The organism is Sulfitobacter sp. CB2047 (assembly GCF_000735125.2).
Lineage (GTDB): Bacteria > Pseudomonadota > Alphaproteobacteria > Rhodobacterales > Rhodobacteraceae > Sulfitobacter > Sulfitobacter pontiacus.
Genome location: NZ_CP072613.1, coordinates 1,180,444 through 1,203,705 on the forward strand (window position 1 = coordinate 1,180,444; position 23,262 = coordinate 1,203,705).

Consider the following 23,262-nt stretch of genomic DNA (forward strand, 5'->3'; position numbering starts at 1 on the left):
AGCGTTTTTCTGCGTTGCGGCATTCTGTGTCGCGCGGGATGACGCGTTGAATTTTAACAATAAACCGGAGAAATCTCCCCGTGTCCAAGAAGAAACGTATCGTCGTTAAAATCGGATCCAGCCTGTTGGCCAATGAAGAAAAGCTGACATTGCGCTATGCTTTCATGAACGGTCTCATGGCGGATTTGGGGGACCTTCAGGACCAGGGATACGAGATCATCCTGACCTCGTCAGGCTCGGTCGCGCTTGGCCTGAACATGATCGGGAAACGCCCCGAAGAGGCCGGTATTCTGGACAAGCAAGCGGCGGCCGCCTGTGGTCAGCCCCTGCTGATGAACGCCTACCGTCAGGTTGCGAACGAATACAACTTTGACGTGGCGCAGATGCTGGTGACCGTCGAAGACATGGAAGAGCGTCGCCGCTTTCTGAACATCAAGAACACCATGCTGCGGCTGTTTGAAAACCAGATCCTGCCCATCATCAATGAGAACGACTCCATCGCGACACGCGATCTGAAAGTGGGCGACAATGACCGTCTCTCCGCCAAGGTGGCCCAGATGGTCGAGGCCGATCACCTGATCATCCTGACCAGCGTCGAAGGCCTGTATGACCGTGACCCGTCCGAACCCGGTGCCCAGTTCATCGAGGAAATCGAAGATGTGTCCGAACACCTCGAATCCACCAAAAGCATCAGCGAATTGGGCAGCGGCGGCATGCTGACCAAGATGCTGGCGGCCAATATGGCACAGAACGCCGGTGTCGAGACAATCATCGCCGACGGTATCATCGAACGCCCGATTTCCTCGGTGCTGAACAACGAACGCCGCCACACCCGTTGTCTGGCGTCGGGCAAGGCCGCGTCGCCGCTGATGATCTGGCTAAGCAACCGTTTGCAGGTTGCCGGAACGCTGGTCGTCACGGACGAGGCTGTCCGCGCGATCACAGCCAAGGAGCGCGGCTTGCAGCGTGATGATCTGGTGTCGATCCAAGGCGAATTCTCCAAAGGTGACGTGCTGCACGTCTATGACGAGCAGGGAAACGAGTTCGCCCGCGGGCTGACCAACTTCTCGTCCGAAGAGACGATCCTGATGGCGCGCAACCCCGAGATGGAGATCGAAGACGTCATCGGCTACAAAACCAAAAGCGCGGTTGTGGGGGCGGAAAACATCCTGATCCTCGAAGATCACCACCTGCAGCTCGACGCGCCCGAAGAAGACGACAAGCCCGTCATTTCCCTGTAATTGACCATTTCACGGCGGGAGATATTTTTCCCGCCGTTTTGCTTTAAACTGGGCTAGACATTTCCCCAGAAAATCGGGATAAGCGCCAAACGCATAGGGGCCACTGGCCCATGTGCCAGCCGCGTCATCGCGGCCGAGGCGAGTTGGCGGAGTGGTTACGCAGCGGATTGCAAATCCGTGTACAGGAGTTCGATTCTCCTACTCGCCTCCACTATATTTCCCTCTCTAAATTACGTTTCTCACAGGCTGACCGCGCGTGGCATGCGTCGTGGCTATGGCATCCTCTATGTTTTAACCGTATTATCCGCCAAACACGGAAAATTGCGCCTATTGACCCGACTGGCCGTTGCCCGGCGGGCGGTGATGTGGCATCTCACGAGACAAATAACTGAACGAAAGAGTTTAGCTGATGACAGATTTCACAGCCCGCCGCACCATGATGGTTGATACTCAGGTGCGCCCTTCGGATGTTACCAAGTTCCCGATCATTGATGCGATGCTCAAGGTGGCGCGCGAGGATTTTGTGCCGGTGGCCCGCCGCGAGGCAGCTTATCTGGGCGAAAACATCAGCTTGGGCGAAGGCCGGGTGCTGCTTGAGCCGCGGACGCTGGCCAAGATGCTGGACGATCTTGGGGTCGAGAATGACGAGCTGGTGCTCGATATCGGCTGTGGCTACGGCTATTCCTCTGCCGTGATCGCACATATGGCCGAAGCGGTCGTCGCCGTCGAGGATGACGAGCAGATGGCGAAAGAAGCACAGGAAACCCTGATCAACGCGGATATCGACAATGTCATCGTACACCACGGCCCGCTGGCCGAAGGGGCGCAGCAACATGGGCCCTATGACGTGGTGATCGTGCAAGGCGGCGTGGCTGACGTGCCCGAAGCGCTGTTGGCGCAGCTCAAGGATGGCGGGCGGATCGCTTGCCTGTTCATGGACGGCCCCCTGGGCGAGGTGCGTTTGGGCTACAAAAGCGAACGTGGCATCAGCTGGCGCAAAAGTTTCAACGCCGCCGCACCTGTCCTGGACGGGTTTACCCGCGCGAAAGAATTCCAGCTTTAAGCTATCAGAACTGCTGCAGATGACGGCAGATGCAGTGACACCGATGGAGTGTGAAATATGATGAATACGGGCAAGATGCGGTCCGTCCGCAGCATGATCGCGGCGTCCTGCGTCGGTTTGGGGCTGCTGGCACCGATGGCCACACAGGCAGAGACATTGGCCGATGCGCTGGTCGGGGCCTATAACAACTCGGGCCTGCTGGACCAGAACCGCGCCGTGTTGCGTGCCGCAGACGAAGATGTGGCGATCGCGAAATCCGCGCTCAAGCCGGTGCTACAGTGGACGGGGAACCTGACGCAATCCTATAACCGGTCGGTCAGCGGGGGCACCAGCACCATCCCGGCGGGTTTCAAAAGCTCTACCGATTCACTGACGACATCGGTGAACCTTGTGGCGTCGCTGCTGGTCTATGACTTCGGGTCGTCGCGCTATTCGATCGAGGCGGCAAAAGAAACCGTGCTTGCCACGCGCGAAACGCTGGTCAGCGCCGAACAGCAGATTCTGCTGCGCGCGGTTGATGCCTATATGACCGTGATCCAGACGCAGCAGCTTGTCTCTCTGGCCGAGAATAACGTGCGGGTTCTGACGCAGGAATTGCGGGCTGCCCGTGACCGTTTCGAAGTGGGGGAGGTGACCCGCACCGACGTATCGCTGGCTGAAGCAGAACTTGCCGCCGCACGCAGCAATCTTGCCGGTGCGCAAGGCGACTTCATCAGTGCGAAAGCCTATTACAAGGTGGCCGTGGGGCGCGAGCCTGGTCGTCTAAGCCCGCCACCAAGCCTGCCGAAGCTGTCCAACAGCATCGCGACGGCCAAGGCACTGGCGGTGCGTCAGCACCCCGATATCCTGACCGTCCAGCACCAGGTCGCGGCTGCCGATCTGCTGGTACGCAGCAACGAAACCGCGCTGAAGCCCAATGTCTCGGTGCAGGGATCTTACGGTCTGACCGAGACGTTTGATTCCCAAGCCTCGACACGCAGCGGGTCGATCGGTTTTCAGGTCGGGCAAACGATCTACCAAGGCGGTGCCTTGTCGGCCGGTGTTCGCAAAAGCCAGGCGCAGCGCGACGCACAGCGCGGCAATCTGCATGTGGTGGTTAAAGACGTGGAACGCGCGGTCAGCGATGCCTATGCCGGTCTTGCCTCTGCCCGGGCGCAGATCGAGGCGTCCCAACGTCAGGTCCGCGCCGCACAGATCGCCTTTGACGGTATCCGCGAGGAAGCCAGCTTGGGCGCGCGCACTACACTTGATGTGCTGGACGCAGAGCAATCCTTGCTCGACGCCCGTTCTGCCCGTGTGTCAGCGCAATCGCAGCTTTATGTTGCAGCCTATTCCGTGCTCTCCGCGACGGGTCAGCTGACCGCGCAGGACCTGAAACTGCCGGTGCAAATCTATGATCCATCCGCCTATTATAATATGGTCAAGGACGGTCCGACAAAATACTCCAAAGAGGGGAAGCAGTTGGATCGTGTGCTGAAGGCGCTGCAAAAAGACTGACATTTTCACCACCCCCATTGTGAGAAGCCAACCTTCGGGTTAGACTATTCGCGAAGAACGAGTGGTGATTAAATATGTCCGAAACCGTCACAAATGCAGAGGTCGAAGACGTTCTGTCTTCGATCCGCCGTCTGGTCTCAGAGGATCGCAAACCGGCGCAGAAGCCGTCGGAAGCGCCTGCGATTGAAGAGAAACTTGTGCTGACGCCGTCTTTGCGCGTGTCCAATGACGCGCCTGTGGCTGCCCCTCGGAAAGAAGCGAAGCCAGAGGCGGTTCAGCCCCGGTCGGCGTCCTATCAGGATGCGATGCAGGACATGGATACGGACGTTGAGACGGACGAGGAGGCGGATTTGTCCGCCTCGGATCGCAATCAAGTTGCCGAAGATTTTAAGTTTATTTCCGGACGCGAACCGCGTTTTCGCGCCCAGTTCGCCACGCCCGCAGGGGATGGCAAGCCGCAGGATACGACCGAGCCGCCGCGCAAGCTGGCCTTTAGCGCGCCACGTGCCGCGGCATACTCCACCGATATGCTCAACCTTGGCTCATCCGAGCTGGTCGATGACGTGCCACCGACGCCGGACCGGTTGAGCGCGAAAATCGCTGCCCTCGAAACAGCGATCAGCCGCATTCCCGAAAACTGGGAACCTGACGAGCCCGGCAAAAGCGATTATTCCGGCAGCGAAGACCCCGCGATGGCCTGGGAAGACGACGTTGAATTCGACGCCACCGGCGCGCCTGTGTCCGATGTCACCCAAAAGGATGCGGAAGAGGCTCTGCTGGACGAGGATATGGGGTGGCACGATGCTGTCGAGCCCCATGCATCCCAAGAGCGTGCCGAACCCCAAGATCGTGTAGTGGACGGCCCCTTTGCCACCCGTGTGACCGCAGCAGATGCGACTGTGACCGATACCACCGACGCCCCTGCCGAAACGGCGCAGGATGATGATGCGACGCTCGGTTTCGGGCCGGATGAATATCTGGACGAAGAGATGCTGCGTGATCTGGTGTCCGAAATCGTCCGCTCAGAGCTGCAGGGGGCCTTGGGTGAACGGATCACCCGCAACGTCCGCAAACTGGTGCGCCGTGAAATTCACCGCGCCCTGACGTCGCAAGATCTGGAATAAAGAGCTTTTGGCGCGAACGCGCATCTTAGTGGATAAAGGGGCAGGGCGTCACGCAAGCCCCTTGCCAGATGTGTTGCAGATCAGGCCAAGACGCCGCCGCCGCAACGTCCGCTTCGAGCCCGTAGTATCCGTTACCTTAACACTGTGCTATTGGTCAGCATGATCCGAAATCTTCAGAGACTCATCGAGCGCCAGATACAGAAGGCGAAGCTACAAGGTCAGCTTAAAGGTCTTGAAGGCGAAGGCAAACCACTGCCTGATCGCTCAGCAGATGCTTTTGTGGATGCGGGAGAAGCTGCGGGGTTCCGGATTATGGCTCAAGCCGGTGTCGTGCCGGAAGAAATCGAACTCAAGAAGAAGATGGCGGCGCATCAGAGCCATCTTGCCACGCTTGCGAACGGGCCTGAACGGAAGGAAGCGATGGCTGAACTCGCTCGCCTTGAACTGCGATACAATATCGCTCGTGAAGCTCGCCAGAAGTTCATGCGCAGATAAATTCTACTACCCAGCTTTTTTGGAAAGCAGCGCGAGCACTTTTCCTGATCGCGCACCCTCAGCGAACGCCAGCTTCGTCGCTACAACCTAGATTCAAGAACCCAGCACTCTCGCAGAAATTCGCCGCTGTCGGGAGTTTACCGTTTCGGAGCAACGCATCAGGTAAGGGGCTCGGGTGTCACACCTTGCCCTTTAGCGCATCAGGCGGGCGCGACGCTTTCCGGCATAGCACAATCGCATTTAGCCAAAAAAAACGCGGCCCGTGAGCCGCGTCTTTTTGTTCAAACTTTTGGCAGTCTTCAGGCAGCTTCAGCCTGTTGTGCAGCGTGGCGACGCTCGGACTCTTCGCGGGACAGGGCGACAGAGGTACGGACACCTTTGCCAACAAAGTCCATCAGACCTTCGACAACACGCTCGTTGGGGTCGATGCCCGCGCAGCTCAATACTTCGCGGCCATCGCGGGAGCGGGCCCAACGGGCAATCTGTTCAGGACCGTTGCCGTATTTCTTGTCATCGGCAATCGCATCGTCCAATGCAGCCAGTACCACAGCTGCGAAAAGTTTGCGGGCACGGTTACCTTGTTCATTGTTAAAGGCAGTGCCATCAACGAAATCTTTCATCTCGTCGTCCTTTCTATTATTCTTGCTCTTGTCATTTAGGCGTGGGGTTCCTTATGACCGAAAGAGCTCGATTCGGATACACCTTTATTGCATAACACTCATGCATTTACTGCATGGCTTTCGCGGTTGCAGCATCGGGTGCGCTGTCTTGCGGGGGTCGACGTTGATATATATAGGTCGGTCCAATCTCTCTTCAACTTCATTGCTATGGTGCTGATACATGCCAAAGATTAACGGGAACGAAATTCGGCCAGGAAATGTGCTCGAGCATAACGGTGGTCTCTGGGCAGCGGTCAAGGTCGATCATGTCAAACCGGGCAAGGGCGGTGCCTTTGCTCAGGTCGAAATGCGCAACCTGCGCAACGGGTCGAAACTGAACGAACGCTTCCGCAGCGCCGACAAGGTCGAAAAGGTTCGGCTAGAGCAAAAAGACCAACAATTCCTGTATGAAGACGCAGGTATGCTGGTTCTGATGGACACCGAAACATACGAGCAAGTGCAGCTTTCAGCTGAGCTTCTCGGAGAGCGTCGCCCCTTCTTGCAGGACGGTATGATGGTTGTGGTCGAGTATCACGAAGAAGAGGCGCTGAACGCGTCCTTGCCACAAAAAGTAACCTGTAAAATTGTCGAAACTGAACCGGTCGTCAAAGGCCAGACAGCGGCGAATTCCTTCAAGCCAGCGGTGCTTGATAACGGCGTCAAAGTGATGGTTCCGCCCTTCGTCGGACAGGATGAAGAGATCATCGTGAACACCGAAACGATGGAATATTCCGAACGCGCGTAAGCTGTGGTGTGACGCTACGTCATAGCTTCGCTGCAGTGCAGAGCCCCGGTGAATGCCGGGGCTCTTTTGCGTTGCGGGGCTGCGGGGTATCGGATTTGGGAGCCTCAAAACTCCCCAATCACGGGTATTTGTTGCCGATATGCAACTTTTCCGGCGGGCGGCGCACGCCGTCATTTCGGGCTGCCTAATATTTGCGCAGGGCCGTTGCGGGGCCTTAGCCGTCCGTCACCATGGTCACCGTGGCATCCCCCGCCTGCATCGCCGCCTTGGCGCGGTCATACCGCAGATAGGCCAGCGCGTGGGTGCCGGTGCGGGTAAAGATCGTACCAGCAGGTTTGCCATCGGCGGTGATGTCCGTGCCGGGTTCTACCGGCGCGCTGATCTCGACCTGGGCCAAGCCTTTGCGCAGCTCGGTCTTGTGTTTCATGCGGGCCGTTACCTCTTGTCCGACATAGCAGCCCTTGCGAAAATCCACGCCGTTCAGCCGCTCGAACCCCATTTCGAGGATGAAGCTGTCCGAGGTAAGCTCTGCCCCGGTTTCAGGGATCATATAGGTCACCCGCAGCGCGTCCCAATCCGTGGTGTCATCGGTTTGGGGTGTGTCACGATAGGCGCGCCAGCCCATGCGGGCATCGCGAGGGTCGCTATAGGCATCGTCCGGTGCGTTCTCTAGCCCGCGGTGCAGATGCAATCCGGTCGCGTCTATCGTGACATCAGCCCGCAGCTTGTACATGGTCAGGCGCTGCACCAGCGCGTCGGCATCCGCCTCGGCCACGTCCAGCAAAACGCTGTCCCCTTCGGCGGACAGGAAGAAATCGGTGATGAATTTGCCTTGGGGCGTCAGGATCGCGGCATAGATCGGGGCCTGATCCAGCTTGCGGATATCGTTGGTCACAAGGCCCTGCAGAAACTCGCGGGTGTCGGGGCCTGACAGTCTCAGGATGCGGCGGCTGGTCATATCGCTTGTCCTTTCAATGGTTAACATGACATATAGCAGCGCAGTTCGAAGCTGAAAGGGGCAACCATGCGCGCGCCTATATCTGTTGTCATTCCGACCTTGAATGCCGAAGCGCCCCTGACCGGCTGCCTAACCGCCCTGATGGAGGGGCTGGAGGCAGGGCTCATCCGCGAGCTGATCATCAGCGACGGGGGATCAACCGACATGACCCTGACAATGGCAGAAGCATGGGGCGCAGAGATCGTCAGCGGTCCGGCATCGCGGGGCGGACAGTTGCGGCGCGGCTGTGCGAAAGCGCAATCCGACTGGCTGCTGGTGTTACACGCCGATACGCGGCTGGCGCCGGGGTGGACGGGGCCTGTCACCGCGCATCTGCGGGGGCAGAAAGCGGGCTGGTGCCAGCTTCAATTTGACCAAGGCGGCATGGCCGGCAAAGCGGTGGCCGCTTGGGCGAACCTGCGCAGCCGTTTGGGGCTTCCCTATGGGGATCAGGGGCTGCTGCTGCCACGTGCGCTGTATCAATCGGTTGGTGGGTATCCTGATCAGCCGCTGATGGAGGATGTAGCGCTGGCGCGTGCCCTGCGCGGCCATCTGCTGGGGCTGGCCGTCACCGCGGTGACGTCGGCCGACAAATACGCGCGGCAGGGCTGGTTGCGTCGCGGGGCGCGTAACCTATGGACATTGATCCGCTATTTCGCGGGGGTGGCCCCGGCCAAGCTGGCCGAGGGCTATGCCAAGTGACCCGCGTGCCGGGTGTTGGCCTAGTTGCCGAACAGCCGGAGCCCGATACGTTGCAGCAGGTTCGGCTCGACAGGTTTGAGGCCGCGTTCCATCCGCCGCATCGCCGCTAGATTGCGCCCGTCGCTGACGGTTTTTCCATCCTCGAACTGAAGCCGATAGAGATCGGCATAGATGCCGCCGCGCGCCAGAAGGTCTTCGTGTTTGCCTTCGTCCATGACGCGGCCACGGTCCATCACAACGATCTTATCCGCGCCGCGGATTGTAGACAGACGGTGGGCGATGACCAAGGTGGTGCGCCCCTGCGAGAGACGGTCCAGTGCTTGCTGCACGACTTTCTCTGACTGCGCGTCCAGCGCGCTGGTGGCTTCGTCCAACAGCAGGATCGGTGTGTTGCGCAGCAGGGCGCGGGCGATCACGACACGTTGGCGCTGCCCCCCCGACAGGGCAGAGCCGCGCGGGCCGACGCGGGTTTCCAGCCCGTGTTCAAGTTTGGGCAAAAAGTCCGACACATGCGCCGCATCCAGCGCCTGCTGCAGCTCTTCGTCAGATACATTCTCGCGGCCCAATACGATATTCTCGCGCAGGGTTTCGTCAAACAAAAGCGCCTCTTGCGTCACGACAGAGAACAAGCCGCGCAGCGCGGGGATGTCCATCTCTGTCAGGGGGACGCCCGCGATGCTGACGTTGCCCTCTTGTGGGTCGATCAGTCGAGTCAGCAGGTTGAATATCGTCGATTTCCCCGCGCCAGATGCGCCGACAAGCGCCGTCGTCTCGCCCGCCGCCGCATGCAGCGTGAGATTGTCCAGCACCTTGGCATCCCCGTAAGACAGGCTCACCCCTTCCAGCGCGATATGCGGTGGGGTGGTGGGCACAGGCGTGGGTTTGGCGGGCGAGGTGAGGTGTACCGGCTCGTCCATCAGCTCTTTCAGACGTTCCAGCGCGGCAGCGGCCGTCTGCCACAACCCGCTGATCGCGCCCAGACGGCGCAGCGGGTTAAAGGTGAACCCCATCGCGGTAAAGAAGGTCATGAACTGACCGATGGTTTTCTCGCCCTCGATGATTTCGTTGCCGCCATAAAGGATCACGGCCATGAACCCGAGGCCCGAGATGATGTCGATCATCCCCGGAATGGCCGAGTTCCCGAAAGAGGCACGTACCTCGGTACGGATATAGGTTCTGGTCAGGTCGCGGTATTGCTTGGCCTGATACTTCTCAAGCGCGTTGAGCTTGATTTGCACGATGCCGTGGAAAACCTCGTCCAGCCGTGTCGACAGGGTCGCGCCCAAGTCCCTTGCCTCGCGCGACCGCGCGCGCACAAAACGCTGCGCCAATGCTGCGGGCATGACCATCAGCGGCAAGCCGATGCAGGCCAGCAGCGCCCAGACCGGGTCGATAGAGATCGCGACGCCGAGCAACACAATCAGCCCGATCAAGTCGCGACCGGCACCGGTGATCACCGCCTGCCAGACCGACCCGATGGCATTCACATCCGATTGCACGCGCTGGATCAGAAAACCCGGGGGGTTCTGTTGGTGAAAGGCCCCGTCCTGCACCATCATCCGGTCCAGCAGATCGATCCGCATATCAGCCGCCGACTTCTGCTTGATGCGTGTCAGCAGCACCTTTTGCACCACACCTGACACGGCGCGCAGGACGAAGATGCCCACCAGCACCAAACCAACCCAGAGCAATGCGCCTTTCTCTCCAGCAACGAACACCTGATCGAACATCGGCTGCATCAGCTTTGCCAACCCGCCCATGGTCGAGGCCTCGATCGACATGAAGATGATCGCGACAAGCAGCACCCACATATGCTTTTTCAGATAGTCGCGCCAAAGCCAGGTCAGCAGTTCGCGCGAGGTATAGGTCACATCACTCATATAAAGGCCGGTTCCTTTGGGCATATACAGTTACGGGTTTACGCAGCCCTTAGGGGCAGGGCAAGCTGCCTGCGCGCTTTGTGTGATTGACGCGGCGCTGGCTGCGGATAAGTTGCAAGAGATTTTTCCTGCTGAAGGGCCCCCGTGTCATGCCGAAACTTTCCAACCTGTCCCAAGGGCGCGGCTACCTCGCGATCCCCGGTCCGTCGGTCATGCCCGAGGCTGTGTTGAACGCGATGCACCGTCCGGCTCCCAATATCTATGCCGGTGAGATCGTCGATATGATGCCGCCGTTGATGGAAGATCTGCGCCGTATCGCGGGCACGCAGCATCAGGTGGCGATGTATATTGGCAACGGCCACGCCGCCTGGGAGGCATCGCTTAGCAATGTCGTAGCCCCCGGTGACAAGGTGCTGGTGCCCGCGACAGGGCGGTTCGGTCACGGCTGGGGCGATGCCGCCACAGGCATCGGGGCAGACGTCGAGGTGATGGATTTCGGCCTGCAATCCACAATGGACATCGACCAGATCGCCGATCGTCTTGAGGCGGACACCAACCACGAGATCAAAGCCGTGCTGGCTGTGCATGTGGATACCTCGACCTCGGTGGTCAATGACATCGCCGGTCTGCGCGCGGCACTGGATGCGGCGGATCACCCCGCGCTGCTGATGGTGGACTGTATCGCGTCCTTCGCGTGCGACCGCTTTGAGATGGACAATTGGGGGGCCGATGTCATGGTCACGGCCTGCCAGAAGGGGCTGATGGTCCCGCCCGGCGTAAGCTTCGTCTTTTTCAACGACCGTGCGGCTGCGGTGCGCGATGCGATGCCACGGGTCAGCCGTTTCTGGGATTGGACCCCGCGCGCCAATCCCGAGGAGTTCTATCAGTACCACTGCGGCACGGCCCCCACGCATCATATCTACGGCCTGCGCGCGGCGCTTGATATGATCCACGACGAGGGGCTGGAAGCCGTCTGGCAGCGTCACGAGACCTTGGCGCGCGCGGTGTGGGCGGCCTGTGATGCGTGGGGGGCAGAGGGCGACCTTTCCCTGAACATCGCCGATCCCGCTTTGCGCAGCCATGCGGTGACAGCGCTGCGGCTCAAGGCCCCCCAAGCGACAGAGCTGCGCGACTGGGTCGAAGGCAACATCGGCCTGACCCTCGGCATCGGTCTGGGCATGGCCCCCAAGGGCAGCCCCGAAAGCCACGGTTTCTTCCGTCTGGGCCACATGGGGCACGTGAACGGTCAGATGATCATGGGGATGCTCGGCGGGATAGAGGCCGGGATGTCCGCACTCGGGATCAAACGCGGCTCCGGCGCGCTAGAGGCGGCGGCGAAGGTGATCGGCGGGGCCTAGCCCTGTCGCGCGGCTATGCGATCGATCATGGCATTGACGGCCCAGCCCGAAAGCGCCACCGCCAGCAAGCCCCACAGCGCCCAGATCACAACGAAAACCCACAGGATATTGACGCCGAACATCACGATGCAGGCGCTGGTATAGTTAGGGGCCGATTGGCCGCGGTCTGAAGAGCGCATGATGCCACCTCGCAACTGGATCATGGCCCAGCATAGGCGGGATATGCGCTACGTCAGCCTTTTTTCGCATCCTCAAGGGCACCCGGCAACGCCGCGGCAAAGGCATCAAGGTTTTCTGGCGTTCCGCAGCTGACACGAATACAGCGGTTCTGCGGCGCGGCGAAGGGCATGCGCACAAAGACGCCGCGCGCCACCAAACCGTCCAGCACCGCCTTGGCAAAGCTGCCGTCCGCTCCGCAATCAATCGCAACGAAATTCGCGGCAGAGGGGAGGGCGATCAACCCGTTATCCGCAGCGATCTGCGCAATCCGGTCCCGCGCCTCAGCGATTCGAGCCTGCACATGGGCCAGCCAGTCGCTGTCCCGCAAGGCCGCAAGTGCCCCGGCCTGGGCCGCGCGGTTCATCCCGAAATGGTTGCGCACCTTCCCAAAGGCTGTGATCAGATCCGGTGCGCCGATGGCATAGCCAACCCGCGCCCCCGCCAGACCATGGGCCTTGGAGAAGGTCCGCATCCGGATCAGACGCGGGTCATCGGCGACAAGATCGGGGGCGGTGCCCTCGGGGGCGCAATCGATATAGGCCTCGTCCAGCACCAGCAGACAGCCCTTCGGCAATGCCTCTAGCGCGCTGGAAATGACGGGCCCTTCATGCCAGCTGCCCATGGGGTTGTCGGGATTCGCCAGATAGACCAGCTTGGCATCTACCTCGGCAGCTTTGGCAAATAGGGCCGCAGGATCCTCGTGATCACCGGCATAGGGGACCTTATGCAGCACACCGCCAAAGCCTGCCACGTGATAATTGAATGTCGGATAGGCCCCGTCCGAGGTCACGACCGCGTCCCCCTCCGTCACCATGAGTCGCACCAGATAGCCCAGCAACCCGTCGATCCCTTCGCCCACGATGATGTTGGCGGGCGAGATACCATGATGCGCCGCAAGTGCTGCGCGCAGGTCGTGGCTTTCCGGGTCGCCGTACATCCACTGCTGTGCCTGCGCCATTGCTTCTATCGCGCGGGGAGAGGGGCCAAAGACGTTCTCGTTCGCCCCCAACCGCGCATCAAAGGCGCGCCCCATGGCGCGCTCCTGCGTTTCGGGGCCGACAAAGGGCACGGTAGAGGGCAGGGCGTCGGCAAGCGGGGTGAGGCGATACTGTGTCATGGGGATCAGCTACTGCATCTGACCTGCTTCGAGCAAGTGACATCAGCATGCCCGCGTGCGGTTTTGGATGCCGTAGCGTTTCGCTTTGCAACACGCAGGCTTCATGCCCAAACTCACGAAAATTCAAGGAGGACCCAATGAGCCGCGTTTCCGTTACCTATGACAATCACATCGCCCATGTGCGCCTGACCCGCGCCGATAAAATGAACGCCGTTGATCAGGATATGATCGACGCCGTCATCGCCGCCGGGAACGAGGTCGCTGCATCGAACGCGCGTGCCGTCGTGATCTCGGGCGAGGGCCGGGCGTTCTGCGCAGGCATCGACATCGGCAATATGGGGGCGCTGGCGGGCGGCGACCCGACGGAACGGATGATGACGCGCACCCATGGCGACGGCACCACCAACCAGTGGCAAGAGGTCGCGATGGTCTGGACCCGCGTCGGCGTGCCAGTGATCGCGGCGCTGCATGGCAAGACCTACGGCGCGGGCCTGCAACTCGCGCTCGGGGCCGATATCCGCATCGCGGCCCCTGATACCGAAATGGCGGTAATGGAGATGAAATGGGGCATCGTCCCGGACATGGGCGGCATGGTCCTGCTGCCCAAACTGGTGCGCGGCGACGTGCTGCGCCTGATGACCTATACCGCGCAACCCATCGGGGCAGAGCAAGCCGAACGCTGGGGGCTCATCACCCAGATCGCCGAAGACCCGCTGGCCGCCGCGATGGCGCTTGCCACCACCATCGCGGGCAAAAGTCCAAGCGCGATCAAGGCCGCCAAACGTCTGACCGCCTTGGCAGAGACGGGAACCGAAACAGAGGTTTTGCGCGCGGAATCCCGTGAACAGGCGGCGCTGCTGGGACGCCCGCACCAGATGGAAGTCATCGCCGCCGAGTTCGGCAAACGCCCCGCGGTCTTCAAAGACTAGCGCCGCTAAAAAGTCAGCCCCGCCTGATCGCTCAGACGGGGCCTTCCAAATGGACGATCTTTGCTTCCCAGCGAGGACCGCAGACGTATCTTGCACCGGTATTCGCTTCCAAATGGTAAAAAAATCCTCGCCGAAGGCATCTTTTGGAGCGTCAAAAGAGATTTTTGCCTTCGGCGAGGATTTAAAGCCATTTGGAAGCGGTGCTGATTATCCCAGCTCTGCCAAACGGTTCAGAGCGGCCTGAAGCTGGTCTGCTTCTTCCTGACGCGCATCAAGGTTGCTTTGGGCTTCTGCGACGACCTCCGCCGGGGCGGAGGCGGCGAATTTGGGGTTGTTCAGACGCCCTTTCAGCCCGCCGATTTCTTTACCCAGCTTGTCGAGCGACTTTTGCAGACGCGCTTTTTCCGCATCGATGTCGATCAGCCCTGCGAGCGGGAGGCCAAAGCTCGCGCCGGGTGCGGCGATGGAGACGGTGCCTTTGGGGAAGCTCTCTGTCTTCTCAAGGGTTTCGACCCGCGCCAGACGTTTGATCATCGCCTCGTTGCGGTCCCATGCGGTTTGGCCGGCGTCGTCCATATCGGTATAAAGCATGGGCACTTTGAGCCCCGCAGGCACATGCATCTGTGCGCGCGCCGAACGGATGGATTCGATCAGGCTGATCACCCAGTTGAGTTCGCGGTCGGCGTCGGCGTCCAGCATCTCGGCGGTGCTGTAGGTCGGCCAGTCGCCATGCACCAGCATCTTGGAACGGGTCGCCGTGGTCTGCCACAGTTCTTCGGTGATGTAGGGCATGATCGGGTGGAGCAGCACAAGGCATTGATCCAGCACCCATTTCAGCGTCTGGCGAGTCTCGGCGGCCTCTGGCGCGTCGTCTTGCAGCAGGGGTTTGGAGAGTTCAACGTACCAGTCGCAGACCTTGCCCCAGACAAAGGCATAGAGCGCATTGGCCGCGTCGTTGAAACGGTAGTTGTCCAGTGCGGCGTCGACCTCTTCGCGGACGCGGGCGGTTTCGCCGATGATCCATTTGTTCAGCGTGTGATCGACCTGGGTGTGGCTGGTGTAGGACACTGCCGCGACGCTGTCCTCGAACACGCCGTTCATTTCGGCGAAACGGTGGGCGTTCCACAGTTTGGTGCCGAAGTTGCGGTAGCCCGCGATGCGTGCGGTGGACAGTTTCAGGTCGCGCCCCATGGCGGCCATTGCCGTCAGGGTAAAGCGCACCGCATCCGCGCCGTATTCATCGATCAGGTCCAGCGGGTCCAGCACGTTGCCAAGCGATTTGGACATCTTCTTGCCCTTCTCGTCGCGCACCAGCGCGTGGACATAGACTGTATCAAACGGCTTTTGATCGACCACGGCGTATTGCATCATCATCATCCGGGCGACCCAGAAAAAGATGATGTCAAAGCCGGTGATCAGCACTGAAGTGGGGAAGTATTTCGCCAGCTCGTCTGTCTGTTCGGGCCAGCCGAGCGTGCCGATGGGCCAGAGGCCCGAGGAGAACCAGGTGTCGAGCACATCAGGGTCGCGGGTGAGCGTCTTGCCTGGGGCCATCGCCTGCGCTTCGGCTTCGGTTGCCGCGCAGTATTCCTTGCCCTCGTCGTCGAACCACACAGGGATCTGGTGCCCCCACCATAATTGGCGCGAGATGCACCAGGGTTCGATGTTTTCCAGCCAGTTGAAGTATACCTTGCGGTCCTGTTCGGGCAGGATCTGTACTTCGCCGTTGCGCACCGCGTCGATGGCGGGTTGCACGATCTTCGAGGTCTCGACGAACCATTGATCGGTCAGCATCGGTTCGATCACCACTTTCGACCGGTCGCCGAAAGGCTGCATGATCTTTTTGGGCTCGACCAACGGAACCAGCGTCTCGTCCCGCTCTTCGCCGCCTTCTTCGGGGGCGAGGGGGGCTTTGACGGGTTTGCCAAGGCGTGGATCGGTCGGCGGCACCATGACGGCCAATCCTTCGGCGGTGATGTCGGCGATGACCTTGGTGCGCGCCTCGAACCGGTCGAGGCCGCGGTATTCTTCGGGGACGAGGTTGATTTCTGTCGCGTCCGCGGGCGCGTCTTCACGGCCTTCGGCGATGGCGGCCGCGCGGGCGGCGGCGGCGTCATAGGGCAGGCCGTCGGCACGCATCGCACCGCGGGTGTCCATCAGCGCGTAGAGCGGGATGTTGTTGCGTTTGGCGACGCCGTAGTCGTTGAAGTCATGGGCGCCGGTGATCTTCACCGCGCCCGAGCCGAAATTCTTGTCGGGGTATTCGTCGGTGATGATCGGGATACGGCGGCGCTGCGCCTTGGGGCCAACGGGGATTTCGCACAGCTTGCCAACGATCGGCGCATAGCGTTCGTCAGAGGTGTGAACCGCGACCGCGCCATCGCCCAGCATGGTTTCAGGGCGGGTCGTCGCGATAGAGATATAGTCGCGTTCCTCGGAAAGCGTCACGTTACCGTCTTCGTCTTTCTCGACGTAGGTATAGGTCGCGCCATCGGCCAGCGGGTATTTGAAGTGCCACATGTGCCCGTCGACTTCGGTGGATTCGACTTCGAGGTCGGAAATCGCGGTCTCGAAATGCGGGTCCCAGTTGACCAGACGCTTGCCGCGATAGATCAGGCCCTTGTTGTACATATCCACGAAGACCTTGATCACGGCGTCGTGGAAGTTGCCTTCCTCGCCCGCGGGGGCACCGGGGGCACCGGACATGGTAAAGGCGTTGCGTGACCAATCAAGCGAGGTACCGAGGCGTTTGAGCTGGCCGATGATCGTGCCGCCGGACTTCTGCTTTTGCTCCCAGACTTTGGCGGTGAAATCTTCGCGGGTGAAATCGGTGCGGCGTTTGCCGTCTTTGGCAAGCTCGCGTTCCACCACCATCTGCGTCGCAATACCGGCGTGGTCCTGACCGGGCTGCCAGAGCGTGTCAAAGCCGCGCATCCGGTGCCAACGCACCAGAATATCCTGCAATGTATTGTTGAACGCGTGGCCCATGTGCAGCGATCCTGTCACGTTGGGCGGCGGGATCATGACCGAAAAGGTTTCCGTGCGCGAGGCATTGGCTCCGGCCTTGAAGGCACCGGACTCTTCCCATGCGGCATAGAGGCGGGCTTCGGCCTGGGCGGCGTCAAAATTCTTGTCGAGGGCCATGATCAGCGTCCTTCTATTCACGTAGCGCTTTGTGCTTTGGGATGATCTAGCCGAGCGGGGCGTAAAGGGGAAGGCTGGGGGGCCGAAAACTTGGCGTAGCAGCCCCAGCTTTCGCCCCGCATCGTATGGACATCGCCGGTTTGGCGCTTAAGGTCGGGCGCAACACCAAGATGATGATCAAAGGATGCCGCCAGATGGAAAAATTCGGGAAAAGCCAACCGGTCAAACGGGTCGAGGATGTGCGGTTTCTGACCGGCGAGGGGCGCTATGTGGATGACATCGCGCCACCCGACGCGCTGCATGCCTATTTCTTCCGCTCGCCCGTCGCACATGGGGTGATCACGACGCTGGATGTCACAGATGCGGCCGAGGCAGAGGGCGTGCATGCGGTGCTCACGATCGAGGATCTGGAAGCGGCGGGGATGGATATCTCTATGGCGGCGACCGTGTTGCAGAACCGCGATGGCACGGAAGGGGCCAAGCCCTTGCGCCCGATGCTCGCCAAGGGGCGCGTGCGCTTCGTGGGGGAGCCCGTCGCGGTGGTGATTGCCGAGACATTGAACCAGGCGCGCGACGCGGCGGAGCTGATCGCATTCGACGTTGACGATCTGCCCACCCATATGACGTTGGAGCGGGGCGGCGAGACGCTGCACCCCGAAGCGCCGGATAACATGGCTTTTGACTGGGGCATGGGCGACGAGGCGGCGACGCAAAAGGCATTTGATGCCGCAGCGAAAACCGTCAGCCTGAACGTGGGCGACAACCGTATCATCGTCAACGCGATGGAGCCGCGCGGCTGCTATGCGGAATGGAACGACGGGAAGGTGCATCTTGCGAACAACGGGCAGGGCGTCTGGGTGCACAAGGGCAACCTCAAGCGCGTTTTCGGGCTGGATGATGACCACGTACAAGTCACAAACCCCGACACAGGCGGCGGTTTCGGCATGAAGGCGGCAGCCTATCCCGAATATTTCTCGGTCGCGCAGGCGGCGCGGGCCTTGGGGCGTCCGGTGCGCTGGATGTCGGACCGGACCGAAGCCATGCTCAGCGATAATGGCGGGCGCGATCTGACCTCGCTTGCGGAATTCGCTTTTGACGAAAACAACAAGATCACGGCCTACCGCGTCCGCACCAAATGCAACCTCGGAGCCTATAACAGCCAGTTCGGCCAGCCCATTCAGGCGCTGCTGTTCAGCAAGGTCTTGATGGGTGTCTATGATGTGCAGACCACATGGCTGCAGGTCGAAGGCTATTACACCAACACGGTGCAGACCGATGCCTATCGTGGTGCCGGCCGACCCGAGGCGATTTATGTGCTGGAGCGCTTGATGGACCGCGCCGCGCGCGAGTTGGGCGTCGACCCGTGGGAACTGCGCCGGATCAACTTTATCAAGCCCGAGCAGTTTCCCTATACCTCTGCCACAGGCGAGCTTTACGATGTGGGCGAATTCAACCGCTTGCTGACCCGCGTCGCCGTCGAGGCGGATCATGATGGCTTTGCAGCGCGCAAGGCGGCGGATGCGGCCAAGGGGCTGCTGCGCGGGCAGGGGCTTTGCTATTACATCGAAAGCATCCTTGGCGATCCGGCAGAGGGGGCCAAGGTCGCGTTCAACGAAGACGGCACCGTGTTCATCTATGTTGGCACTCAATCGAACGGGCAGGGGCATGAAACCGTCTATGCGCAATTCCTATCGGATCAGACCGGGATCCCGGCTGAATTGATCCACGTTATTCAAGGCGATAGCGATCTGATCAAACAGGGCGGCGGGACTGGCGGCTCGCGCTCTGTCACCACGCAAAGCACGGCAACGCTGGCGACGGTGGCCAAGATGACCGAAGCTTTCACCGCCTTTCTGTCTGACGAAATGGGCGTGCCTGCGGCGCAGATCAGCTTTGACGACGAACGCTTCCGCGCGGACGGGTCAAACATGACCCCCACCATGCTGGAGGTCGCCGAGATGGCGCGCCAGAAAGGCCGCGACGATCTGCTGGTACACCACGAACGGGCGACCCTACCGGGGCGCAGCTATCCCAACGGGGCGCATGTGTCAGAAGTTGTGATCGACCCCGAAACAGGCGTTGTGACCGTTGATCGCTATACGGTGGTGGATGATTTCGGCAATCTGATCAACCCGATGCTGGCCGAAGGTCAGGTGCATGGCGGGGTGGTGCAGGGCATCGGCCAGGCTATTCAGGAGCATGTGGTCTATGACGAAGACGGCCAGCTGCTGACGGCCTCTTTCATGGATTACGCGATCCCGCGCGCGGCGGATGTGCCGTTCGTGTCCTTCAACTCCGAACCCGTGCCATCTACGGCGAACCTGATGGGGATGAAGGGCTGTGGCGAGGCAGGGACCGTGGGCGCATTGGCGGCCGTGTCGAACGCGGTACAGGATGCCTTGTGGGAGCGTGGCGTGCGTCAGGCCGACATGCCGTTCACACCGCATAAGGTCTGGGCCTTGCTGAACGACAGCGCCATCGCAGCAGAGTGAGCTTGGCTTGTCTCGGGGCGCATTACCCGCCCCGAGACTGCGGTTTAGCCCGTGATCTTCATCACGATGCAGGTGGTTGAACCGGTGGCATACAGCTTGCCATCCTCGACCCCGCGAATTTCGCCATGTGCGACACCGGTAGAACGACCCACGTGATCGGTCGTGCCGATGCAGTCGATCTGCATGCCCAAGGGGATCGAACGCAGAATGTTAATCTTGTATTCCAGGGTCGTATAAACCGACCCGCGCGGGACTTTGGTCATCACGGCGCAGGCCATCGCGGAATCGAGCAAGGTGCCGTACCAGCCCCCATGCACGGTCCCCATCGGGTTGGTCACGTTGAACTCGGGCGTGCCGCGAAACACCGCGCGGCCCTCGGACACGTCATGCAGCGCATAGCCCAAGGTGCCGCCAATGGGCGGGCCGGGGTTGGTGCCGTCCAGGATCTTCTGCATGAATTCCAACCCGCTCAGAGAGAGCGCTTCGGATTGGCTCAGCAAATCTTCGGGTGTTTCGGCGAGGCGTGGCATAAAAAATCTCCGGCAGTTGAATGCCGGAGAAGACTGTTCTGTTCTTGACCCAAGGGCAAGTTGTGCGGTGGTTTTACGCCACGTCGGACAACGATGTTTGCGCCGTCACCCCAAGGGCACGACAGACGGCACGGGTCAGCTCGGGCCGGTTGAGCGTGTAGAAGTGCAGGTTCTCGACACCTTCCGACACCAGTTCGCTGCACATTTCGGTGCAGAGCGCGGTGGACAGCAGATCGTGACGGTCATCGCGGATCGCGGCGGCATAGGCTTCGTCCAGTGCTGCTGGCACGCTGGCCCCGCAGCGGGTGGCAAAGTTGCGCGCCGATTTCCAGTTTGTCACCGGCATGATGCCCGGGGTGATCGTCTTGGTGATCCCCGCCGCGGCACAGGCGTCGCGGAAGCGCAGGAATGTTTCGGTCTCGAAGAAGAACTGGGTGATCGCCTCGTCCGCGCCAGCGTCGAATTTGCGTTTCAGCCATTCGACGTTCTGCGCCTGATCGTGGGATTCGGGGTGCGGTTCGGGGTAGGCTCCGACGCGCAAGGTGAACTTGCCGGTCTTTGCCAGCGCCTCGATCAGCTCGACACTGTCGGCAAAGCCGTCCGCGTGGGGCGTAAAGGTCGGTGCACCGTTTTCGGGATCCCCGCGCAAGGCGACAATATCGGTCACGCCGATCTCGGCAAAGCTGTCGGCGACCTCAAGCGTTTCGGCCTTGCTGGCCCCCACGCAGGTCAGATGCGCGGCAACCGGCAGGCCAGAGGTGCGGCGCAGCACATGCGCAGAATCATGGGTCAGGTCGCGGGTAGACCCGCCCGCGCCGTAGGTCACGGAAAAGAAACGTGGGGCCAGCGGTGCCAGGGCCTGCGCCGTGTCCCAAAGACGGAACGACGCGTCCACGGATTTGGGCGGGAAGACTTCGAATGAAACGGCGGGACTGGTCATTTTTACGATCCTGTTTTTAGCTTTCGTCTCTTGTCGCACAGATGCGGTTGTGAAACAAACTCATAACTTTCATTTTCAACATGAGGAACGCCTCATATGCATATCGAGTTCCGTCACCTGCGCACCATTCAGGCGATTCACGAAGCAGGCGGGCTGGCCCGCGCAGCAGAGACGATGAACATCACCCAATCAGCCCTGTCCCATCAGGTAAAGGGGTTGGAGGATCAGGCTGGCGTGGAACTGTTCGTGCGCCGGTCCAAGCCGCTGAAGCTGTCGCCCGCAGGCTTGCGGCTGCTCAAGCTGGCGCAGCAGGTCTTGCCGCAGCTTGAAGCAGCGCAGGCCGAATTCATGGGGCTGCGCGCGGGCAGCACAGGGCGCATGCATATCGCGATCGAATGTCACGCCTGTTTCGAATGGCTGTTCCCCGTGCTCGAGCAATTCCGCAAAAGCTGGCCCGATGTGGATGTCGATATCCGCCCCGGTCTGGCCTTTGACGCCTTACCTGCCTTGCTGCGCGAAGAAGTCGATCTGGTGGTATCTTCCGACCCCGAAGAACTGCCGGGCGTGAAATTCGTCGAGCTGTTTGATTACAAGGCGGTCTTTGTCGCCTCCAGCACGCATCCCTTGGCGCAGAAGCCCTATGTTGAAGCGGCGGATTTCCGGGGCGAGACGTTGATCACCTATCCGGTGGAACGGACCCGTCTGGATGTGTTCAGCCAGCTCTTGATCCCCGCCAAGGTCGAACCGCTGGCGATCCGGCAGGTGGAACTTACGGCGGTGATCCTGCTGCTGGTCGCGTCGAACAGGGGCGTGTCGGTGCTGCCCGATTGGGTCGTGCGTGAGGTGAAATACAGCAATGATTACGTCACCCGTCCGCTGACCGAGAACGGCATCACCCGCAGGCTTTATGCGGCGGTGCGCGAGGATGATCTGGAGAAACCGTTTATGACCAAGCTCTTGGGGTTGGCAGGGGAAGAGGCGCGCAAACTGCAGCGGGCCTGATCGCTGCTGCCCTTAGCGATGTAGCCGCGGGTCGAGCGCGAAGTCTTCCTGCACCACATCGTCGTAGTGATCGGCTGCCTTTTGGGCGTCAAAGATCAGGTTCCAGCTGTGCCGCGATACCGTTGACGGGATCAGCACAAACAGGTGATCGCGCAGCAGCGCGTCGCCAAATCCCTTTTGCCCCGCACCATGGGCACCGGGCACCAGCCAGTTCGGGTTGGGGACATCCGCGGCTTGCACCATATGCACTGTCGTCGGGTCGATCACACGGCCCGATGTCAGCACGTGATGCGCGGTGTCCAGCGCCTTGAACCCCTTGTGCACCGCAACCTCGAGGATCGCGGTGGCAGGGTCGAGCGCGGTATAGACCGCCCGCACACCGCTGCTGTTCCAGCGTCCACCGACGCGGTAAGCCCCTTCGCCGCTGTGCCATGTGGGCGCATGCTGCCGTTGATCCAGCCGCCAAAACCGCAGCTCGCCCGTCCCAAGCGGCGGGGGCAAAGGGGTCAAGCGTAGACCCCGTACTCCATCCGGGTGAGCGCGTTTTCAACGGCTTCCGCCCCCGCTGCCGACGACAGCAGGTCAATCGGGCGGCGGTTATCAAGGCCGATGGCAGGGGCCAGCATCCATGCTTCTGCGGCGTCCTGATCGCCCAAGACATCCGTTGCCTGCGCCAGCAGCTCGGCAAAGCGCCACGCGCGGCTGCTTTGTTCGGGAGACAGACGGTCCTTGCCCTTGTCGGCTTTCTTGCGCTGAAGCGTGCGCAGGCTCATCCCGATCGCCTTGTTCAGCGCATCGCCCGAGGACAACACCGACACGGTATCGACCAGATGCAGCAGCGCTTTGGAGGAGATGCCTTTGACGATCACATCATGCGCATCAAGCGAGTTGCGCACCGTCTGGTTGATCACCTTGCGCCCGCCCAGCAGATGGAACGCACGCACAGCGTCATCTGCATCCACGTCGATCAGGGGGATTGCACTGCTGTCGGATTGAAAGGCCGTCGCACCCATGGCTGAACTCCTTTTCGTCATGTGTCGTAAAATATATGACACGTGTCGCGGTGTTTTTCAAGGGGGCGGGGGGGCTCGCATTCATGCGATGAAAGGCAGGGGCGCGCACGCCCCC

General features: G+C 60.8%; 21 protein-coding genes and 1 tRNA gene. 12 read left to right on the forward strand and 10 right to left on the reverse strand.

Annotated elements, in window-relative coordinates:
• The first annotated feature begins 80 nt into the window (after window positions 1-80).
• The 6 genes from proB (at window position 81) to IV89_RS05830 (ending at window position 5,420) form a co-directional block, all read left to right on the forward strand.
• Window positions 81-1,241: a glutamate 5-kinase gene (proB, locus tag IV89_RS05805; RefSeq protein ID WP_009825097.1), complete on the forward strand. Its 1,161-nt coding sequence runs from the start codon at window positions 81-83 to the stop codon at window positions 1,239-1,241.
• A gap of 137 nt (window positions 1,242-1,378) precedes the next feature.
• Window positions 1,379-1,452, forward strand: a tRNA-Cys gene (locus IV89_RS05810).
• 198 nt (window positions 1,453-1,650) lie between these two features.
• Window positions 1,651-2,304, forward strand: a complete 654-nt coding sequence (locus IV89_RS05815) for a protein-L-isoaspartate O-methyltransferase (RefSeq protein WP_005849328.1) — start codon at window positions 1,651-1,653, stop codon at window positions 2,302-2,304.
• Between the two features lie 57 nt (window positions 2,305-2,361).
• Window positions 2,362-3,801 carry a TolC family outer membrane protein gene (locus tag IV89_RS05820; RefSeq protein ID WP_037944673.1) on the forward strand — a complete coding sequence of 480 codons (1,440 nt, stop codon included), beginning with the start codon at window positions 2,362-2,364 and terminating at the stop codon, window positions 3,799-3,801.
• Between the two features lie 74 nt (window positions 3,802-3,875).
• Window positions 3,876-4,925 (forward strand): hypothetical protein, encoded by a 1,050-nt coding sequence (locus IV89_RS05825; RefSeq protein ID WP_037944672.1) that lies wholly within the window; start codon window positions 3,876-3,878, stop codon window positions 4,923-4,925.
• Window positions 4,926-5,084: 159 nt separating this feature from the next.
• On the forward strand, window positions 5,085-5,420 hold the full coding sequence (locus IV89_RS05830) for a DUF1992 domain-containing protein (RefSeq protein WP_037945089.1): 336 nt from the start codon (window positions 5,085-5,087) through the stop codon (window positions 5,418-5,420).
• Window positions 5,421-5,719: 299 nt separating this feature from the next.
• Here IV89_RS05830 and IV89_RS05835 read toward each other — a convergent pair whose 3' ends face one another.
• On the reverse strand, window positions 5,720-6,040 hold the full coding sequence (locus IV89_RS05835) for a DUF6280 family protein (RefSeq protein ID WP_005849321.1): 321 nt from the start codon (window positions 6,038-6,040) through the stop codon (window positions 5,720-5,722).
• Between the two features lie 220 nt (window positions 6,041-6,260).
• On the opposite strand from IV89_RS05835, the gene efp reads away from it, so the two are divergent.
• Entirely contained in the window at window positions 6,261-6,824 is a 564-nt protein-coding gene (gene efp, locus IV89_RS05840) for an elongation factor P (RefSeq protein WP_009825091.1), read from the forward strand.
• 214 nt (window positions 6,825-7,038) lie between these two features.
• Here the strand turns inward: efp and IV89_RS05845 are convergent, their stop codons facing one another.
• Window positions 7,039-7,782 carry a folate-binding protein YgfZ gene (locus IV89_RS05845; RefSeq protein WP_037944670.1) on the reverse strand — a complete coding sequence of 248 codons (744 nt, stop codon included), beginning with the start codon at window positions 7,780-7,782 and terminating at the stop codon, window positions 7,039-7,041.
• A 66-nt stretch (window positions 7,783-7,848) separates the two neighbouring features.
• On the opposite strand from IV89_RS05845, the gene IV89_RS05850 reads away from it, so the two are divergent.
• On the forward strand, window positions 7,849-8,523 hold the full coding sequence (locus IV89_RS05850) for a TIGR04283 family arsenosugar biosynthesis glycosyltransferase (RefSeq protein WP_037944669.1): 675 nt from the start codon (window positions 7,849-7,851) through the stop codon (window positions 8,521-8,523).
• Window positions 8,524-8,543: 20 nt separating this feature from the next.
• On the opposite strand, the gene IV89_RS05855 is transcribed toward IV89_RS05850, so the two are convergent.
• A complete protein-coding gene (locus tag IV89_RS05855) occupies window positions 8,544-10,403 on the reverse strand; it encodes an ABC transporter ATP-binding protein (RefSeq protein WP_005849313.1) in 1,860 nt (619 codons plus the stop codon).
• A gap of 149 nt (window positions 10,404-10,552) precedes the next feature.
• Here IV89_RS05855 and IV89_RS05860 point away from each other — a divergent pair, with 149 nt between their 5' ends.
• Window positions 10,553-11,761 carry an aminotransferase class V-fold PLP-dependent enzyme gene (locus IV89_RS05860; RefSeq protein WP_037944668.1) on the forward strand — a complete coding sequence of 403 codons (1,209 nt, stop codon included), beginning with the start codon at window positions 10,553-10,555 and terminating at the stop codon, window positions 11,759-11,761.
• On the opposite strand, the gene IV89_RS05865 is transcribed toward IV89_RS05860, so the two are convergent.
• Both IV89_RS05865 and IV89_RS05870 read right to left on the reverse strand, forming a co-directional pair.
• Window positions 11,758-11,940, reverse strand: a complete 183-nt coding sequence (locus IV89_RS05865) for a hypothetical protein (protein WP_037945087.1) — start codon at window positions 11,938-11,940, stop codon at window positions 11,758-11,760. The genes IV89_RS05860 and IV89_RS05865 overlap by 4 nt on opposite strands.
• Before the next feature lie 53 nt (window positions 11,941-11,993).
• Window positions 11,994-13,097, reverse strand: coding sequence for a pyridoxal phosphate-dependent aminotransferase (locus tag IV89_RS05870; protein WP_037944667.1), 1,104 nt, complete (start codon window positions 13,095-13,097; stop codon window positions 11,994-11,996).
• 137 nt (window positions 13,098-13,234) lie between these two features.
• Here IV89_RS05870 and IV89_RS05875 point away from each other — a divergent pair, with 137 nt between their 5' ends.
• Window positions 13,235-14,026 carry a crotonase/enoyl-CoA hydratase family protein gene (locus tag IV89_RS05875; protein ID WP_037944666.1) on the forward strand — a complete coding sequence of 264 codons (792 nt, stop codon included), beginning with the start codon at window positions 13,235-13,237 and terminating at the stop codon, window positions 14,024-14,026.
• A gap of 207 nt (window positions 14,027-14,233) precedes the next feature.
• Here the strand turns inward: IV89_RS05875 and IV89_RS05880 are convergent, their stop codons facing one another.
• Complete coding sequence (locus IV89_RS05880; protein ID WP_037944665.1) at window positions 14,234-17,170, reverse strand: valine--tRNA ligase; 2,937 nt, start codon at window positions 17,168-17,170, stop codon at window positions 14,234-14,236.
• Window positions 17,171-17,364: 194 nt separating this feature from the next.
• Between IV89_RS05880 and IV89_RS05885 the strand changes: the two genes are divergently transcribed.
• Entirely contained in the window at window positions 17,365-19,662 is a 2,298-nt protein-coding gene (locus IV89_RS05885; RefSeq protein WP_037945085.1) for a xanthine dehydrogenase family protein molybdopterin-binding subunit, read from the forward strand.
• A gap of 44 nt (window positions 19,663-19,706) precedes the next feature.
• Here the strand turns inward: IV89_RS05885 and IV89_RS05890 are convergent, their stop codons facing one another.
• Complete coding sequence (locus tag IV89_RS05890) at window positions 19,707-20,192, reverse strand: PaaI family thioesterase (protein WP_005849301.1); 486 nt, start codon at window positions 20,190-20,192, stop codon at window positions 19,707-19,709.
• Between the two features lie 73 nt (window positions 20,193-20,265).
• A complete protein-coding gene (gene metF, locus IV89_RS05895; RefSeq protein WP_005849299.1) occupies window positions 20,266-21,132 on the reverse strand; it encodes a methylenetetrahydrofolate reductase [NAD(P)H] in 867 nt (288 codons plus the stop codon).
• A 96-nt stretch (window positions 21,133-21,228) separates the two neighbouring features.
• Here metF and IV89_RS05900 point away from each other — a divergent pair, with 96 nt between their 5' ends.
• A complete protein-coding gene (locus IV89_RS05900; protein ID WP_005849298.1) occupies window positions 21,229-22,134 on the forward strand; it encodes a LysR family transcriptional regulator in 906 nt (301 codons plus the stop codon).
• 12 nt (window positions 22,135-22,146) lie between these two features.
• On the opposite strand, the gene IV89_RS05905 is transcribed toward IV89_RS05900, so the two are convergent.
• Together IV89_RS05905 and IV89_RS05910 are read right to left on the reverse strand one after the other, a co-directional pair.
• Window positions 22,147-22,644 (reverse strand): RES domain-containing protein, encoded by a 498-nt coding sequence (locus IV89_RS05905; protein WP_005849296.1) that lies wholly within the window; start codon window positions 22,642-22,644, stop codon window positions 22,147-22,149.
• The gene (locus IV89_RS05910; RefSeq protein ID WP_005849294.1) at window positions 22,641-23,147 is read right to left on the reverse strand and encodes an antitoxin Xre/MbcA/ParS toxin-binding domain-containing protein; all 507 of its coding nucleotides are present in this window, start codon (window positions 23,145-23,147) and stop codon (window positions 22,641-22,643) included. Before IV89_RS05910 ends, IV89_RS05905 begins: the two co-directional genes overlap by 4 nt.
• Window positions 23,148-23,262 lie beyond the last annotated feature (115 nt).